General features: G+C 69.1%; 10 protein-coding genes. 5 read left to right on the top strand and 5 right to left on the bottom strand.

Annotated elements, in window-relative coordinates; all coding sequences use genetic code 11:
- Window positions 1-59: 59 nt before the first annotated feature.
- On the top strand, window positions 60-2,210 hold the full coding sequence (locus HEP74_RS05585; protein WP_185815563.1) for a phosphocholine-specific phospholipase C: 2,151 nt from the start codon (window positions 60-62) through the stop codon (window positions 2,208-2,210).
- An 84-nt stretch (window positions 2,211-2,294) separates the two neighbouring features.
- Here the strand turns inward: HEP74_RS05585 and HEP74_RS05580 are convergent, their stop codons facing one another.
- Window positions 2,295-3,269 carry an alpha/beta hydrolase gene (locus tag HEP74_RS05580; protein ID WP_185816516.1) on the bottom strand — a complete coding sequence of 325 codons (975 nt, stop codon included), beginning with the start codon at window positions 3,267-3,269 and terminating at the stop codon, window positions 2,295-2,297.
- A 252-nt stretch (window positions 3,270-3,521) separates the two neighbouring features.
- Window positions 3,522-4,412, bottom strand: coding sequence for a class A beta-lactamase (gene bla, locus HEP74_RS05575; RefSeq protein ID WP_185815562.1), 891 nt, complete (start codon window positions 4,410-4,412; stop codon window positions 3,522-3,524).
- A gap of 98 nt (window positions 4,413-4,510) precedes the next feature.
- On the opposite strand from bla, the gene ampR reads away from it, so the two are divergent.
- Window positions 4,511-5,389, top strand: a complete 879-nt coding sequence (ampR, locus tag HEP74_RS05570; RefSeq protein WP_185815561.1) for a LysR family transcriptional regulator AmpR — start codon at window positions 4,511-4,513, stop codon at window positions 5,387-5,389.
- Between the two features lie 87 nt (window positions 5,390-5,476).
- Here ampR and HEP74_RS05565 read toward each other — a convergent pair whose 3' ends face one another.
- Window positions 5,477-6,727 carry an alpha/beta hydrolase gene (locus HEP74_RS05565; protein ID WP_185815560.1) on the bottom strand — a complete coding sequence of 417 codons (1,251 nt, stop codon included), beginning with the start codon at window positions 6,725-6,727 and terminating at the stop codon, window positions 5,477-5,479.
- 317 nt (window positions 6,728-7,044) lie between these two features.
- Between HEP74_RS05565 and HEP74_RS05560 the strand changes: the two genes are divergently transcribed.
- Entirely contained in the window at window positions 7,045-7,335 is a 291-nt protein-coding gene (locus HEP74_RS05560) for a hypothetical protein (protein WP_185815559.1), read from the top strand.
- Window positions 7,336-7,503: 168 nt separating this feature from the next.
- On the opposite strand, the gene HEP74_RS05555 is transcribed toward HEP74_RS05560, so the two are convergent.
- Complete coding sequence (locus HEP74_RS05555) at window positions 7,504-8,016, bottom strand: YcxB family protein (RefSeq protein WP_185815558.1); 513 nt, start codon at window positions 8,014-8,016, stop codon at window positions 7,504-7,506.
- A 117-nt stretch (window positions 8,017-8,133) separates the two neighbouring features.
- Window positions 8,134-9,990 (bottom strand): ABC-F family ATP-binding cassette domain-containing protein, encoded by a 1,857-nt coding sequence (locus tag HEP74_RS05550; protein ID WP_185815557.1) that lies wholly within the window; start codon window positions 9,988-9,990, stop codon window positions 8,134-8,136.
- Between the two features lie 283 nt (window positions 9,991-10,273).
- Between HEP74_RS05550 and HEP74_RS05545 the strand changes: the two genes are divergently transcribed.
- Complete coding sequence (locus HEP74_RS05545) at window positions 10,274-12,664, top strand: TonB-dependent receptor plug domain-containing protein (protein WP_185815556.1); 2,391 nt, start codon at window positions 10,274-10,276, stop codon at window positions 12,662-12,664.
- A 247-nt stretch (window positions 12,665-12,911) separates the two neighbouring features.
- The gene (locus tag HEP74_RS05540; protein ID WP_185815555.1) at window positions 12,912-15,296 is read left to right on the top strand and encodes a TonB-dependent receptor plug domain-containing protein; all 2,385 of its coding nucleotides are present in this window, start codon (window positions 12,912-12,914) and stop codon (window positions 15,294-15,296) included.
- Window positions 15,297-15,363: the final 67 nt, after the last annotated feature.

Raw genomic sequence — 15,363 nt, 5'->3', positions numbered from 1 at the left:
CGCCGGCGGCCTGGTGCCGCCGGCGAGCCCTCTTTTCATGTCCTGCCGGTGCCCGCGCCATGACCGATCTTCCCCGCCGCCGCCTGCTCCATGCCGGCGTCGCCGGCGCCGCCGCCGCGCTGTTGCCGCCCAGCATCGCCCGCGCCGCCGCGATCGCCCCGGACGTGCGCAGCGGCACCCTGCAGGACCTGCAGCACGTGGTGATCCTGATGCAGGAGAACCGCGCCTTCGACCACTACTTCGGCAGCTTCGCCGGCGCACGCGGCTTCGGCGACCGCTTCCCGATCCCGGCGCCGCCGTTGCCCGGCATCGCCCCGCGCAACGTGTGGCTGCAACCCAGCGAAGACGGCAGCCGGTTGCTGACGCCGTTCCCGCTGCACACCGCACGCGATTTCCGCAGCATGCGCGTGCAGGGCACCCCGCACACCTGGCCGAACGCGCAGCAGGCCTGGGACCATGGCCGCATGGGCCGCTGGGCCGCAGCCAAGCACGATCATGCGCTGGCCCACTTCGAACGCGACGACCTGCCGTTCCAGTTCGCGCTGGCCGAGGCCTTCACCCTGTGCGACGCCTACCACTGCGCGATCCAGGCCGGCACCAATCCCAACCGCGTGTTCCTGTGGACCGGACAGAACGATGCGCAGGCGCGCGCCGGCGGGCCGGTGATCGCCAACTCGCACGACAACTTCCCCGAACTGGGCGGGCATGCCGACGACTACCGCTGGCCCAGCTACGTGGAAGCGCTGCAGAAGGCCGGCGTGTCCTGGCAGATCTACCAGGACATGGCCGACAACTTCACCGACAACCCGCTGGCCGGCTTCGCCCCGTTTCGCGCCGCTTGGCGCGACGCGCCCGGACACGATCCGCAACTGCGCGAACGCGGTGTCGGCACGCGCACGCTGGCGCAACTGCGCGAGGACGTGCTCGGCGCGCGGCTGCCGGCGGTGAGCTTCATCATCGCCGACGCCGCCGGCAGCGAGCATCCGGATCCGTCCAGCCCCGCGCAGGGCGCGGCCTACACCGCGCGCGTGCTGGATGCGCTCACCGCCGATCCGAAGGTCTGGTCGCGCACCGCACTGCTGCTAATGTTCGACGAGAACGACGGCTTCTTCGACCATGTGCCGCCGCCGGCGCCGCCCTCGCCCGACCCCGCCGCGGCCGGCGGCTGGGCCGGCGCCTCGACGGTGAGCACCGACGGCGAATACCACCTGCACCCCGCGCCGGGCGACGAAAAGGCCGATCTGCCCGAACTGCGCGGCCGGCCCTACGGACTGGGCCCGCGGGTGCCGATGTACGTGATCTCGCCGTGGAGCCGCGGCGGCTGGATCGATTCGCAGGTCTACGACCACACCTCGGTGCTGCGCCTGCTGGAACGCCGCTTCGGCGTCGCCGCTAGCGGGCTGACGCCGTGGCGCCGCGCGGTCTGCGGCGACCTGGTCGATGCCTTCGATTTCCGCCAGGCCGATACGCGCCCGTTCTTCGCCGCGCTGCCCGACGTCAGCGCCGCCGCCACGCGTGCGGCCGCTTTGCACGAGCACGTACTGCCGCCGCTGCCGGCCACCGTGCAGGCGCCGCAGCAGCCGTTCGGCGTGCGCCGCTCGCGCGCGTTGCCGTATCGCCCGACGGTGCAACTGCAGCACGTGGACGCACGCGGCGAAGTGCTGCTGCGCATGGCCAATGCCGGCGCCGCCGCGGTGCTGCACGTCTACGACCGCTACGACCTGGCCGCGATTCCGCGTCGCTACACGCTCGGTGCCGGCGCCACGCTGGACGCCACCTGGACCACTTACGACGGCCGCTACGACCTGTGGCTGCTCGGCCCCAACGGCTTCCACCGCCATTACCGCGGCGACCTCGACGCTGCGCCACTGCAGGCCGAGATCGCCCAGGACGCGCGCGATCCGCACGCCTTGTGCCTGCTGCTGCGCAACCCGGGCAACCGCACGCTGCGCGTGGAACTGCAGCCCGGCGCCTATGCGCAGGCGCAACCGCACGACAGCGTGACGCTGGCGCCCGGCACCGAACAGCGGCGCAGTTGGAGCGCCGCGCCGAGCGGCGGCTGGTATGACCTGTGGTTGATCCAGGACGGCGCGCGCCAGCGTCTGGCCGGGCGTGTGGAAACCGGAAAACCCGGCGTCACCGATCCGGCGATGGGCGGGCCGGCGCGGCTTTATCAGGACGACCCGATCGCGATCGGCGCGCTCGGCTGAGCGAGCCGCCTTGCGCAGCGCAATGGCGGCGCGCAAGGCGGGATTCTGCGTGTGGAGCATGCCCCGCCAGCAATGCAGCGTCGCTCAGTGCGCCGCAACCGCGTCCAGCACGCCGATGGTCCCCAGCCACGTTTCCACCAGCCGTGGCCATTGCGCGATCGGCAACGTGCTCGGCCGCAGCCCGAACGCATGGCCGCCCTGCGCATACAGATGCATTTCCGTCGGCACCCCGGCCTGCTTGAGCGCGACGTAGTAGGCCAACGATTGCGTGACGCCATCCACCTCGTCGTCCTCGGCCTGCAGCAGGAAGGTCGGCGGCGTGTCGGCGGTCACGGTGATGTCCGGCCGCAGCTCCAAGTGAGTCGGATCGCGCTCGGCACGATCCTCGTCCTCGTGCGCCCACAGGTGGCCGGGATAGACGGCGATGGCGAAGTCCGGGCGGCAACTCTCCGCATCCGCGGCGTCCACCGCCGCATACGTGCGCTTTGCGAAATGCGTGCTGGCCGCGGCGACCAGGTGCCCGCCCGCGGAAAACCCGATCACGCCGATCTTGTGCGCATCGATCCCCCACTCCGCCGCATGCAGGCGCACCAGTCCGAGCGTGCGCTGCGCGTCCTGCAGCGCGGTCTGCACTTTCGGGTAGTAGCGGCTGCCGTTGACCCAGGTCGGCCCCGAATTCGGCACGCGGTACTTCAGCAACACGCAGGTGATGCCACGCGATGTCAGCCAATCGCAGATCTCGGTGCCTTCCAGATCCATCGCCAGGACCTGATAGCCGCCGCCGGGAAACACCACCACCGCCGCGCCGGTGTTGCGGCCCGCAGGCGCATACACCGTCATCGTCGGCTGGCTGACATCGTTGGCCCTGGCCCACCACGTGTGCCCTTCGCCTGGACCGACCGATTCCGGCTTCGGATGCGGCAACGCATTGGGAACCTTGCCAGGCCAGATCGGCACCTGCACATGGCCCGGCGCTGGTTGCCAGATCTCCGCCTGCGCCGGTGCGTGAGCGAGCACAAGCGCGGCGGCTGCGACTGCAAAAAGAAGCGGATTACGCATTGGCAGTGGTCCAGTGGATGGCGAGGATGGGAGAGGAGTGGATGCGATGCGTGGAAAACGCGATGCGTCCGATTGCAGGCCTGGCAGCGCATGCGCCTGGATGTCGTGATCTGTAATGCGTGCGCGGCTGCCGCGCCCAGCTGGGAATGCGCGATGCCGCCAGCCATCGGCGGACATCCGCTGGGCCACGACAGTTACCGAGCGCGCGGTGGATACGCCGCGAACGCGTGCGGCATAGCGGCGCCGCAACGCTCAACCCGCGAGCGTCTCTCGCACCGCAACCGCCACCGCCTTCAGTGCCGCGTCGCGTGCGGCGTCATCGACCTTGGCGCCATTGAGATAGGCGGTCAGCAGCAATGGCGTGCGCCGGCCCGGCGGCCACACGATGGCGATGTCGTTGCGAGTGTCGGTGCCGTTGCTGCCGGTCTTGTCGCCGATCTTCCAGCCAGGCGGCAGGCCGGCGCGCAGGCAGTCGCCGCCGGTGCGGTTGTCGATCAGCCACGCGGTCAGCTGCTCGCGCGAAGCCGGCCGCAACGCATCGCCGAGCAACAGCGTGCGCAGGGTCGCGGCCATCGCCGCCGGCGTGGTGGTATCGCGCGGGTCGTCGGCGGCGAACCGGTTCATCTCCGGCTCGTGGCGGTCGCTGCGAGTCACCGGATCGCCGAGTCCGCGCAGGAAACGGGTCAACCCGGGCGGGTCGCCGACCAGCGGGAACAGCAGGTTGGCCGCCGGGTTGTCGCTGAAGATCATCGTCGCCCGGCACAGCTCGGCCACGCTCAGCGCGCCGCCGACATGGCGCTCGGTGACCGGCGCGTGCGCCAGCATATCCGCGGCGCGGATCTGTACCGGTTGTTGCAGGCTCAGTTCGCCGCGATCGACCCGCTGCAGCACCGCGGCCGCCAATACAAATTTGAAGGTGCTGCACATCGGGAAGCGCTCGTCCTGGCGTTGCCCGCCGAGCACTGCGCCGCTGCCGTCGAGCAGGGTCACGCCGAGCCGTCCGCCCGTGCGCCGTTCGATCCCGGCCAGCCGCTGCGCCAGCGTCGCCGCCTGGTTTTTCGGCGCTTTCGCGTCCACCGCCGCCACCGCCAGCGCGGCCGCCGCCAGCCCCATGCCCTGCAGGAATCGTCGTCTCGCCAGCATCGTCCACCTCCGTCTGAAGCGTCGATCATGCGCAGCTTGACCGCGGCCCACCAGCGAGGTTATTCAATCGCAATCATGAAAATAACTAATGGCGCACGATGATCCGCCCACAGCTGCCGCTGAACGCCCTGCGTGCCTTCGAAGCCGCCGCACGGCACCAGAACCTGACCCGCGCCGCCGCCGAGCTGTGCGTGACCCAGGCCGCGCTCAGCCACCAGATCAAGCAACTGGAAGCGCGCCTGGGCGTGGTCCTGTTCCAGCGCCTGCCGCGCGGCGTGGCCCTGACCGACGAAGGCCAGCGCCTGCACCCGGTACTGACCGAGGCCTTCGACCGCATCGCCGCCACCCTACAGCGCTTCTCCGGCGGCCACTACCGCGAGACGCTGAGCATCGGCGTGGTCGGCACCTTCGCGGTGGGCTGGCTGCTGCCGCGGCTGGACGCCTTCCACGCCGCGCATGCGGACATCGAACTGCGCGTGCACACCCACAACAACCGGGTCGATCTGGCCGGCGAAGGCCTGGACCTGGCGATCCGCTTCGGCGACGGCGACTGGCAGGGGCAGTGCGCCACGCCGATCCTGGACGCGCCGTTCGCGCCGGTGTGCGCGCCGGCGCTGGCGCGATCGTTGCGCGTGCCGGCCGACCTGGGCGGCGTGCCGCTGCTGCGCTCCTACCGGCTGGACGAATGGGCGCGCTGGCTGCAGGCCGCCGGCGCGCCGGAAGTGGTCGCCAGCGGACCGATCTGTGATTCGTCGCTGACCCTGGCCAGCGCCGCGGCGGCGGGCGCCGGCGTGGCCTTGCTGCCGCTGCGCCTGTTCGCCCAGGACCTGGACGCCGGACGCCTGCTGGCGCCGTTCCCGACCCGCATCGACGCCGGCCGCTACTGGCTCACCCGGCTACGCTCGCGCGCGGAAAGCGAGGCCGGCCGGCGCCTGCGCGAATGGCTGCTGGCCGAGCGACAGCACGCGGCAAGCTGAGCGAAGCGCGCACGGAAAGCTCGGCCGTGCGCCACGATGCCAGCGCGCGACGGCCCGCACACGATCGATGTCGCGCGCGCCGCAGGCTCAGCGGCAAGCGTCGCCCTTGGCGAATTCCATGCCGACCAGGCCGCGGATGAAATAGGCGAACCTGGGATCCCAGATCGCGTTGTGCTCCTGGATCAGCGCCTTGTCCACGCGCACGTTCAACAGCGGCACCCAGGGTTGCGGCGCTTGTGCCGCACTGGACGCCAATTCGATCCCGCCCAGCGCGAATGCGCCGGTGCCGGCCCTGAAGCCGCCCCAGGTCCGTGCCGCCGCGGTGAACGCCGCCGGGGTCAGCGCGGTCTGCACTGTCGCTCCCGGCAGCACGCGCAGCCGATAGCGCGAGAACGGCGGATACAAGCCGTACGCGGTGGTGATCAATGCGGCCTGGTCCGCGCTCGCCGCCGCCAGCCGCTGCGGGTAGAACAGACGCATGCCGCGCGGGAATTCGCCGGACAGCGCGGTATCGGCCTCGGAAGTGAAGCTGGCCATCGCCAGCGGCTCGCACGCACGGAACGTCGTCTGCGCGACAGCCTGGTGCAGCGCGACGAACTGTTCGGCCTCGATCGCTGGATTGAGCAGGATCACCAGATCGCCATACGCCGTCTGCCGACGCGCCTGCGGATCGCCGACGGCGGCGACGATGCGGTCCTTGACTGCGGCGAACAACACGCCGCCGCCGAAGCTGTGCCCGATCAGCACCAGGCGGCTCTCCGGCGCGGCGCGGCGCAACTCGGCCAGGCGCGCCAGCACGCCGCGCACGCCCTCCACGCCAGTGGTCAGCCCCAACTCCTTCTTGTCCCGGTACGAGAGCAATTCGAGCAAGCTGTTGTCCGAAGCCTTGGCCTGCCAACCCAGGTAGACGCCGACCACCGCACGCCGCTTGCCCACCGCCAGCACCTGTTCCTGCGCCTGCAGCTGGCGCAGGAAGGCCTTGAAGGCGATGACGTTGCCGTCGCTCTGCGCCGCGTTGTGGTTCCAGCCGTGGATGAACACGACCAGCAGCAGGCGTTGCGGCGGCTGCGCGGCGCTCGCGGCGATCTTGTCGATGACGTTGTCGATCGACGCTGGATCGTAGGGCACGCCCTTCTGGTCGAACTCGACGAAGGCCAGCGCCGGCGCCGGCGCTGGCGCCGTGCCATCCCCATCCAGCACGATGAATTCCGCCGCCTTGCATTCGCTGGCCAGGGGCGAGACCTCTCGGCAGCTCGCCCGCTGCGTCCGTTGCTGGCCGTAACTGGCGCAGCCGGCCAGCAACGCGAACAGCAGTGTCGTTGCCATGACTCGGTTCATGCCGTTCTCCTTGAGTCGCCTCCAGAGGCCGCCGCCAGTGCAGCGCATCCACCGGCACCCGTCCCCACGTCCACATCTCATGATTCAACGCATACCGGGGCCGGTTCCGGCCATCGCACAAGACTTCAGCCCCGCCGCCGCACCTGGTAGACGCCGCACCGGCATGGAGACCGGGAGGCGCACGGCACACAGGCCAAGAGATGTGAAGAATTTGTGCACTGCCGCTTGGCGACCATCCAGAAGCAGAACTATGATCAGAGTCGCAGTCGTAATGTGTGCCTGGGGAAGGCAATCCTGTTTCTTGGGGGGAACACGCAATGAACCGTTTCGTCATGGCCGCTCGTCCGGCCCTGGTTTCGCGCGACATCGTCCTGGCCGCCGTGCTGGCCTGCCTGTGCGTGCTGCACCTGGCCTATTTCCTGCGCAGCGGCGCGAGCGAATGGCATTGGGCGCTGAGCGCGGCCGGCTTGGCCTTGATGGGGATCAAGGCCGGCTTGCGGCCGACGCCGACGGCACGCCCGTCGCTGCGCGGCCTGCGCTCGCGTACGCCGCTGGACTGGGCCGCCATCGCCGGCGGCCTGCTGGTGGTGGCCAGCGCCGCCGCCTGAGCCAGGCCGAAGCACGCCGGCATCGTGCCGGCAAGCGTGAAGCCGGCAAGCGTGAAGTAGGCGCCTGGCTTCCTGGCCAGGCGTTCTGGCCATGTCGTAGACGATCGTCGTGCATCAGCCACGCGGCATCGCCGTTCGCGTCCGCCCCAGGCTCATGCGTAGCGGTCGCTACACCGCGCGGGCAGCGCCGTTTCCCGCCCGCGACGCCAACCGCCGAAACGCCTCGCGCTGGGCGGCATCGACGAACCAGGAGGTGGGCACCATGTCGAACAACATGTCGTTGTGATACAGCAGCAACACCTGCGGGCTCTCGCGATAGCGGATGAAATCGGCCCAGGAACGGCGCGCCCGTCCACCCGACCACGACACCTCCAAGCCATCCTCGTCCCAGGCATAGGTGATGACATGCCGCAGCGTCGCCTGCTGCGCATGCAGGCGCCGCACCTTGCGCGGTATTTTCCACTTGTACAGCAAGGGAAAGCCGATCAGACCGCCGCCGCCCATGCCGACCAGCACGCCGCCGATCAGACTTCGGATGGAATCGGGGCTACCGAATAGCAAGAGCGGCATCCCGACAAGCAGCAGCACCGCCATCAGCATCAATGCACGCCGGAACAGGCGCCCGTGGTGCAAGCGTTGCGCGACAAGATAGTCGTCCACGCTGATGATGCCGCTGATCATGGTTGGCTGGCCCCGTTCGCTGTCATCGGCACAAGCTTATCGGCGTCGGCATGAACGCGCTTGGGCACACAGCATCGCAACGGACTGCGCCTGCGATCGCAACATAGGCGCGGCGCGCTATGCGCCCTCGATCAACTCCATCCAGCCCTGTTCGGCCTGCGCCAGCTGCTGCGCGGTGGCTTCGCGATCGCGGCCGAGCACCGCCATCTTCTCCGCATCGGCGTAGTGCTTGGGATCGGCCAGCTGGCGGTCGAGTTCGGCCAGCGCCGCTTCCAGCTCGCCGACGCGCTTTTCGGCGGCAGCCAGCTTGTGCGGGTTCGGCGGTTTCTTCGCCGGCAGCGGCTTGACCGGCGGCGGCGGAGTCGGCGCGACCTCGGCCATCTTCTGCTTGGTGCCCTGCGCGGCCGGGCGGCTGCGCAGCCACGCCGCGTATTCGTCCAGGTCGCCGGCGAACGGCTCGACCACGCCGTCGGCCACGCGCCAGAAGGTGTCGCAGACCAGGCCGATCAGGTGGCGGTCGTGCGAGACCATCACGATCGCGCCCTCGAAATCGCTCAAGGCCTCGGCCAGCGCCTCGCGCATCTCCAGGTCCAGGTGGTTGGTCGGCTCGTCGAGCAACAGCACGTTCGGCTGCTGCCAGGCGATCAGCGACAGCGCCAGGCGCGCGCGCTCGCCGCCGGAGAAGCCGTCCACCACTTCGAACGCGCGGTCGCCGGGGAAATTCCACTTGCCGAGGAAATCGCGGAACGCCTGGATCGACGCGTCCGGCGAGATCTCGCGGAAATGGTCGATCGGCGACTGCCCTTCGTGCAGCGACTCCACCGTGTGCTGGGCGAAGTAACCGATGCGCAGGTCCGGATGCGCGCTGCGCTCGCCGCTGAGCAGCGGGATCTCGCCGACCAGGCTCTTGACCAGGGTCGACTTGCCGGCGCCGTTGGGGCCGAGCAGGCCGATGCGGTCGCCCGCCTCCAGGCCGAACCCGGCCTGGCGCAGGATCACCTCGCTGCCGTAGCCGCAGTCGGCATGGTTGAGCCGGATCAGCGAATGCGGCAGGCGGTTGGGCTGGGCGAACTCGATGCGGAACTCGCGCTCGGCGCGCACCGCCTCGGTGCCGGCCATCTTCGCCAGCCGCTTCATCCGGCTCTGCGCCTGGCTGGCCTTGCTGGCCTGGGCCTTGAAGCGGTCGATGAAGCTCTGCAGGTGGGCGCGCTCGGCCTGTTCCTTGTCGTGCGCGATCTGTTGCTGGCGCAGCTGCTCGGTGCGCTGGCGCTCGAAATCGGTATAGCCGCCGACGTACAGCTTGGCGCCGCCGCCGTGCAAATGCAGGGTGTGGGTGGCGACGTTGTCGAGGAATTCGCGGTCATGGCTGATCAGCAGCAGCGTGCCCGGGTACTTCAGCAGCCACTGCTCCAGCCACAGCACTGCGTCCATGTCCAAATGGTTGGTCGGCTCGTCGAGCAGCAGCAGGTCCGAGGGCATCATCAGCGCCCGTGCCAGGTTCAGCCGCACCCGCCAGCCGCCGGAGAAGTCCTTGACCGGGCGCGAATGCGTCGCCGCCGGGAAGCCCAGGCCGTGCAGCAGCTTGCCGGCACGCGCGGTGCCGTCGTAGCCGCCGACCTCTTCCAGGCGCACGTGCGCCGCGGCGACCGCCTCCCAATCCTCCGCGGCCAGTGCATCGGCCTCGGCCTGCAGCGCCGCGGCCACCTCGGTATCGCCGCCGAGCACGAAGTCCAGCGCCGGATCCGGCAGCGACGGGGTTTCCTGGGCGACGCTGGCGGTGCGCAGCTTGCCGGGCAGTTCCACATCGCCCTTGTCCGCCTCCAGCTCGCCGCGGATCGCCGCGAACAGGCTGGACTTGCCGGTGCCGTTGCGCCCGACCACGCCGACGCGGTAGCCGGCATGCAGGGTCAGATCGACGTTGGACAACAGCAGCCGCTCGCCGCGGCGCATGGCGAAGTTTCTGAGGGAAATCACGGGATGGGGGGCACTCGACGTTCGAGGCGGCAGTGTATCCGCTTCGTCCCGGATGGCCCACCCCGGATCCGGGCCGCGGCCGGCCATCGGACCCCGCTGCGCGGGCCTCGGATCGGGACCCGTCCGGCACCCGGCAACTGGATCCAATACCGTTTTTGTATACGCGGCCAGATGAAAAAAATATTTCAATCGGGGCGATTCATTGCTGCACTGCAGCATGCCGCACCTGCCCTCCGGGCACTCAGACCCACGCCATTCCCCCAGCCACTGGAGTCTCCGTACGATGAAGCACCGCCCGCTCCCCCTGGCCAGCGCCATCCTGCTCGCCCTCGCCTCCGGCACCGGCTTCGCCCAGCAAGACCAGGCACCCAAGACCCTGGACAACATCATCGTCACCGGCACCCGCATCGCCGACCGCACGGTGGCCGAGTCGCAATCGCCGATCGACATCATCGGCCCCGAATCGCTGCAGGCGACCGGCGCCAGCGACCTGGGCAGCGCCCTGGGCAAACTGCTGCCATCGCTGAATTTCCCACGCCCGGCGATCAACGACGGCAACGACGCACTGCGCCCGGCGACCCTGCGCGGCCTGTCCCCCGACGCGGTGCTGGTGCTGGTGGACGGCAAGCGCTACCACACCACCTCGCTGGTCAACTACAACCCGTCGGTCGGCCGCGGCTCGGCGCCCGCCGATCTCAATTCGATCCCGATGTCGGCGATCGCGCGCATCGAGGTGCTGCGCGACGGCGCCTCGGCGCAGTACGGGTCCGATGCGATCGCCGGGGTGATCAACATCGTGCTCAAGCACGGCGCCAAGCCCGGCAGCAACAGCGTCTCGGTCAACGGCGGCATCATGGACAAGGGCGACGGCGCGCAGAACGGCGTGGACGGCTCGTACGGCCTGGCCTTCGGCGGTGCGAACGACGGCGAAGCGCCCGGCTGGGTGCGGCTGTCCTGGAACTACCAGAACGCCATGAACACCAACCGCGCCGAGAACGCCGACAAGGCCACCACCGTGGCCGGCGCCGACAATCCCAGCGGCATTCCGTACCAGCGCTACGGCGACCCCGCGGTCAAGACCTACCAGGGCCTGCTCAGCTTCGGCTATGCGCTGACCCCGCGCATCGACCTGTACGGCTACGCCAACTTCAGCCGCCGCGAGGTGGTGTCCAACGGCTACTACCGCGCCTGGGACAACAGCGACCGCAACGTGCAGGCGATCTACCCCAACGGCTTCCTGCCGCAGATCTACAACCCGTCCAACGACCGCGCCGCGGTGCTCGGCCTCAAGGGCAGCACCGACAGCGACTGGACCTGGGACGTCTCCGCCGACTACGGCGAGAACGACGTGACCTTCAACCTGCTCAACACCATCAACACCAATCTGTACTGGACCACCGGTGCCTCGCCCACCCGCTTCAATGCCGGCGGTTTCCGCAACCGGCAGGGCGTGCTCAATGCGGACTTCAGCAAGTCCTTCGACTGGGGCCTGGCCTATCCGGTCAACCTGGCCTTCGGTGCCGAATACCGGCAGGACAAGTACGCGGTCAACGCCGGCTCGCCGGACTCGTATTTCTTCGACCCGACCACGCTCAACCCCGACACCGGCAGTGCCTATCCGGGCGGCTCGCAGGTGTTCCCGGGCCTGTCGCCGGCGGTGGCCGGCGACTTCGAGCGGCACAGCAAGGCGGTCTATGCCGACCTGGAGGCCGACCTGACCGAGAAACTCTCCGGCGGCCTGGCCGCGCGCTACGAGGACTACAGCGATGCCGGCTCCACCCGCTCCGGCAAGCTGTCGGCGCGCTACCAGCTCAGCGACGCCTTCGCCCTGCGCGGCACCGTCTCCAATGGCTTCCGCGCGCCCTCGCTGGCGCAGCAGAACTACGCCTCGGTGGTGACCCTGCTGCAGAACGGGCAACTGACCCAGATCGGCACCTACCGCACCTCCGACCCGGTGGCCATCGCGCTCGGCGCCAAGCCGCTGACCCCGGAAAAATCCAGCAACTACAGCATCGGCGCGGTATGGCAGGCCGGCACCGCCTTCAGCTCCACCCTGGACCTGTACCAGATCCGCATCTGGGACCAGATCCTGTATTCGGACCAGCTGTCGCTGGAGGTGCCGATCGGGCAGGTCACCGCGGTGCAGTTCTTCGTCAACGGCGCCACCACCCGTACCCGCGGCGTCGACTGGGTGAACAACTATCTGCTCGATCTGGAGCAGGCCGGCACGCTCAACCTGAGCCTCAGCGCCAACTACAACAAGACCGAGATCCTGGAAGTCTCCGATCCCAACTTCCGGCGCGCCAGCCAGGGCCTGCTGACCGATGCCACCCCGCGCACCAAGTACGTGCTCAGTGCCGAATGGAACCGCGCCGGCTGGAGCGTGCGCGGCGACGCCACCCGCTACGGCGCGGTCACCCGCCGCGGCGACAACGCCGACGGTAGCCAGGACCAGAGCTTCGCCGCACGCTGGCTGTTGAACGTGTCCACCAGCTACACCTGGCGCGACCTCACCTTCAGCGTCGGCGCGGACAACCTCACCAACCAGTACCCGACCCGGTCGGCACCGAACAACATCTACGAAGACCGCCCCAGCGGCCTGCAGTACTCGTCGCTATCCCCGTTCGGCTTCAATGGCCGCTACTGGTTCGGCCGGGTGAGCTACCGCTTCTAGGCAACCTCCAGGCCAGCCGTACTGCCGCACCCGGCACAGGCCGCTCCGCCGCAGGGCGCGGGCGGCCTGTGCCATTGGGGCGAGCCGCCATTCCACTTAGAACCGAAAAGCATAAGAACATGCTGAGACATGCTGCGCTGCGGCGCGATTGTTAAATAATAATAACGATCCCCGGGGCAGGCCCGCATGGCCGGCGTCGCACAGCGACCGCCCCCCTTTGCCGTTTCGGCATCTGTTGGAGTTTTCCATGAACCGTCCTTTGTCCCTGTTGGCGAGCGCCGTGCTCGCCGCCCTCGCCGCCCCTCCGGTGCTGGCCCAGACCACCACCGCCACCCCGAGCACGCTCGACACCGTCATCGTCACCGGCACCCGGGTCAGCGACCGCACCGTGGCCGAGTCGCAGTCGCCGATCGACATCATCAGCAGCGAAGCGCTGCAGTCCACCGGCACCTCCGAGCTGGCCACCGCGCTGTCGCGCGTGCTGCCCTCGCTGAACTTCCCGCGCCCGGCGCTGACCGACGGCACCAGCGGCATCCGTCCGGCGCAGCTGCGCGGGCTGTCGCCGGACCAGGTGCTGGTGCTGGTCAACGGCAAGCGCCGCCACACGTCCGCACAGATCAACGTCAACGGCAGCATCGGCCGCGGCGCCTCGGCGGTGGACATCAACGCGATCCCGATCGCGGCGATCGAGCGCGTGGAAGTGCTGCGCGACGGCGCCTCGGCGCAGTACGGCTCCGACGCCATCGCCGGGGTGATCAACATCGTGCTGAAGGGCTCGAGCGAAGGCGGCAGCCTGGCGATCGACCACGGCCAGTACTCGGCCGGCGACGGCGCCAAGTCGCAGCTCTCCGGCGATACCGGGGTCGGCTTCGGCGACGGCCGCGGCAGCCTGCATGTGGCCGGCCAGATCAGCCAGCAGGACGAAACCAACCGCGCCGGCCCGTACCAGGGCAGCGCGCCGAACACCGGCAACTACCCGGGCATCGGCGAAACCACCTTCGTCTACGGCGATCCGCAGGTCGATGCGACCGCGGTCTCGGCCAACGGCGAGTTCCGCTTCAGCGACCGCGTCACCGGCTACGCCACCGCCATCGCCAGCAACCGCGACATCACCTCGTTCGCGTTCTACCGCTCGCGCAACCACAACGGGCAGAGCGCGCTGCTGGCGCAGACCTACCCCGACGGTTACGTGCCGGAGATCGAGCAGTACTCCAAGGACCGCTCGCTGGTGGCCGGGCTCAAGGGCAGCACCGAAGGCGGCTTCGGCTGGGACGTGAGCTACAACTACGGCTACAACAAGATCGACTTCAACACCCGCAACAGCATCAACTACAGCCTCGGCAGCGACAGCCCGAGCAGCTTCCACGACGGCGCGCTGGAGTACACCCAGAACATCGTCAATGCCGATTTCACCCAGCCGCTGGAATGGGGTCTGGCCTATCCGGTGACGCTGTCCTTCGGCGCCGAATACCGCCAGGAGAAGTGGAACCAGTCGCCGGGCGAACTGGCCTCCTACACCGGCACCACCGGCGGCGCGCAGGGCTTCGCCGGCTTCTCGCCGGCCAATGCCGTGCATTCGGACCGCCACAACTACGCGGTCTACGCCGGGCTGGAAGCCGACTTCACCGACAAGTTCTCCGCCGGCCTCACCGGCCGCTACGAGGACTACTCGGACTTCGGCAGCAAGAGCTCGGGCAAGCTGTCGGCGCGCTACGCGTTCACCGACAAGGTCGCCCTGCGCGGCACCGTGGCCAGCGGCTTCCGCGCGCCGTCGCTGGCGCAGCAGCAGTACCAGGCGGTGACCAGCAGCTACATCAACGGCAGCTTCTTCGAATCGGGCACCTTCCCGGTGGACAGCGCCGTGGCCCAGGCGCTGGGCGCCGCGCCGCTGAAGGCGGAGACCTCGCTGTCCTACAGCCTGGGCCTGGTGCTGCAGCCGGTCGAGCGCCTGTACGTGACCCTGGACGCGTACCAGATCAAGATCGACGACCGCATCCTGCTGTCCTCCAACCTCAACGACGCCGCCGTGCTCGCGCAGTTGCAGAGCCTGGGCTATTCCAACGTCACCAGCGTGCGCTACTTCAGCAATGCGGCCGACACCCGCACCCGCGGCGTCGACCTGGTCGGCACCTACACGATCCCGTTCGCGGCCAGCTCGCTGGACCTCACCGCCAGCTACGGCTACAGCAAGACCGAGATCACCCATGCGGTGGAGCAGCCGCAGGCGCTGGTGGACATCGGCTCGACCCAGACCACCCTGGGCCGCGACGAGATCGGGCGCCTGGAGGACAGCTTCCCGAAGGACAAGATCATCCTCAGCGGCACCTGGAAGCTGCAGCATTGGGACCTCAACCTGGCCGCCACCCGCTACGGCGATTTCACCGTGCGCAACTCGGCCAGCGCCGCGCGCGACCAGACCTACGACGCGAGCTGGGTGGTGGACGCCTCGGCCAGCTTCAAGCCCAGCGACAACTGGACACTGACCCTGGGCGCCGACAACCTGCTCGACCAGTACCCGGACAAGACCACCAATCTGGTCAACTCCACCTACGGCATGCTGCCCTACAGCAACTACTCGCCGTACGGTTTCAACGGCGCCTACGTATATGGGCGGATCAACTACCGCTGGTGATCGCGGGGGTCGCGTCGCTGCATGCGGCGCGATCCGTGAACTGGACCACACCCCAAAGGCCCCGCAA

The sequence above is a fragment of the Xanthomonas sp. SS genome (genome assembly GCF_014236835.1).
Lineage (GTDB): Bacteria > Pseudomonadota > Gammaproteobacteria > Xanthomonadales > Xanthomonadaceae > Xanthomonas_A.
The sequence above is the reverse complement of the archived record's forward strand: the minus strand, read 5'-3'. Positions and strand labels throughout refer to the sequence as shown.

Excerpts from the sequence above, each read along its gene's own strand:
- HEP74_RS05540 (WP_185815555.1), top strand. The coding sequence starts at position 12,912 with ATGAACCGTCCTTTGTCCCTGTTGGCGAGCGCCGTGCTCGCCGCCCTC.
- HEP74_RS05560 (WP_185815559.1), top strand. The coding sequence starts at position 7,045 with ATGAACCGTTTCGTCATGGCCGCTCGTCCGGCCCTGGTTTCGCGCGAC.
- HEP74_RS05565 (WP_185815560.1), bottom strand. The coding sequence starts at position 6,727 with ATGAACCGAGTCATGGCAACGACACTGCTGTTCGCGTTGCTGGCCGGC.
- bla (WP_185815562.1), bottom strand. The coding sequence starts at position 4,412 with ATGCTGGCGAGACGACGATTCCTGCAGGGCATGGGGCTGGCGGCGGCC.
- HEP74_RS05580 (WP_185816516.1), bottom strand. The coding sequence starts at position 3,269 with ATGCGTAATCCGCTTCTTTTTGCAGTCGCAGCCGCCGCGCTTGTGCTC.
- HEP74_RS05585 (WP_185815563.1), top strand. The coding sequence starts at position 60 with ATGACCGATCTTCCCCGCCGCCGCCTGCTCCATGCCGGCGTCGCCGGC.
- ampR (WP_185815561.1), top strand. The coding sequence starts at position 4,511 with ATGATCCGCCCACAGCTGCCGCTGAACGCCCTGCGTGCCTTCGAAGCC.
- HEP74_RS05555 (WP_185815558.1), bottom strand. The coding sequence starts at position 8,016 with ATGATCAGCGGCATCATCAGCGTGGACGACTATCTTGTCGCGCAACGC.
- HEP74_RS05545 (WP_185815556.1), top strand. The coding sequence starts at position 10,274 with ATGAAGCACCGCCCGCTCCCCCTGGCCAGCGCCATCCTGCTCGCCCTC.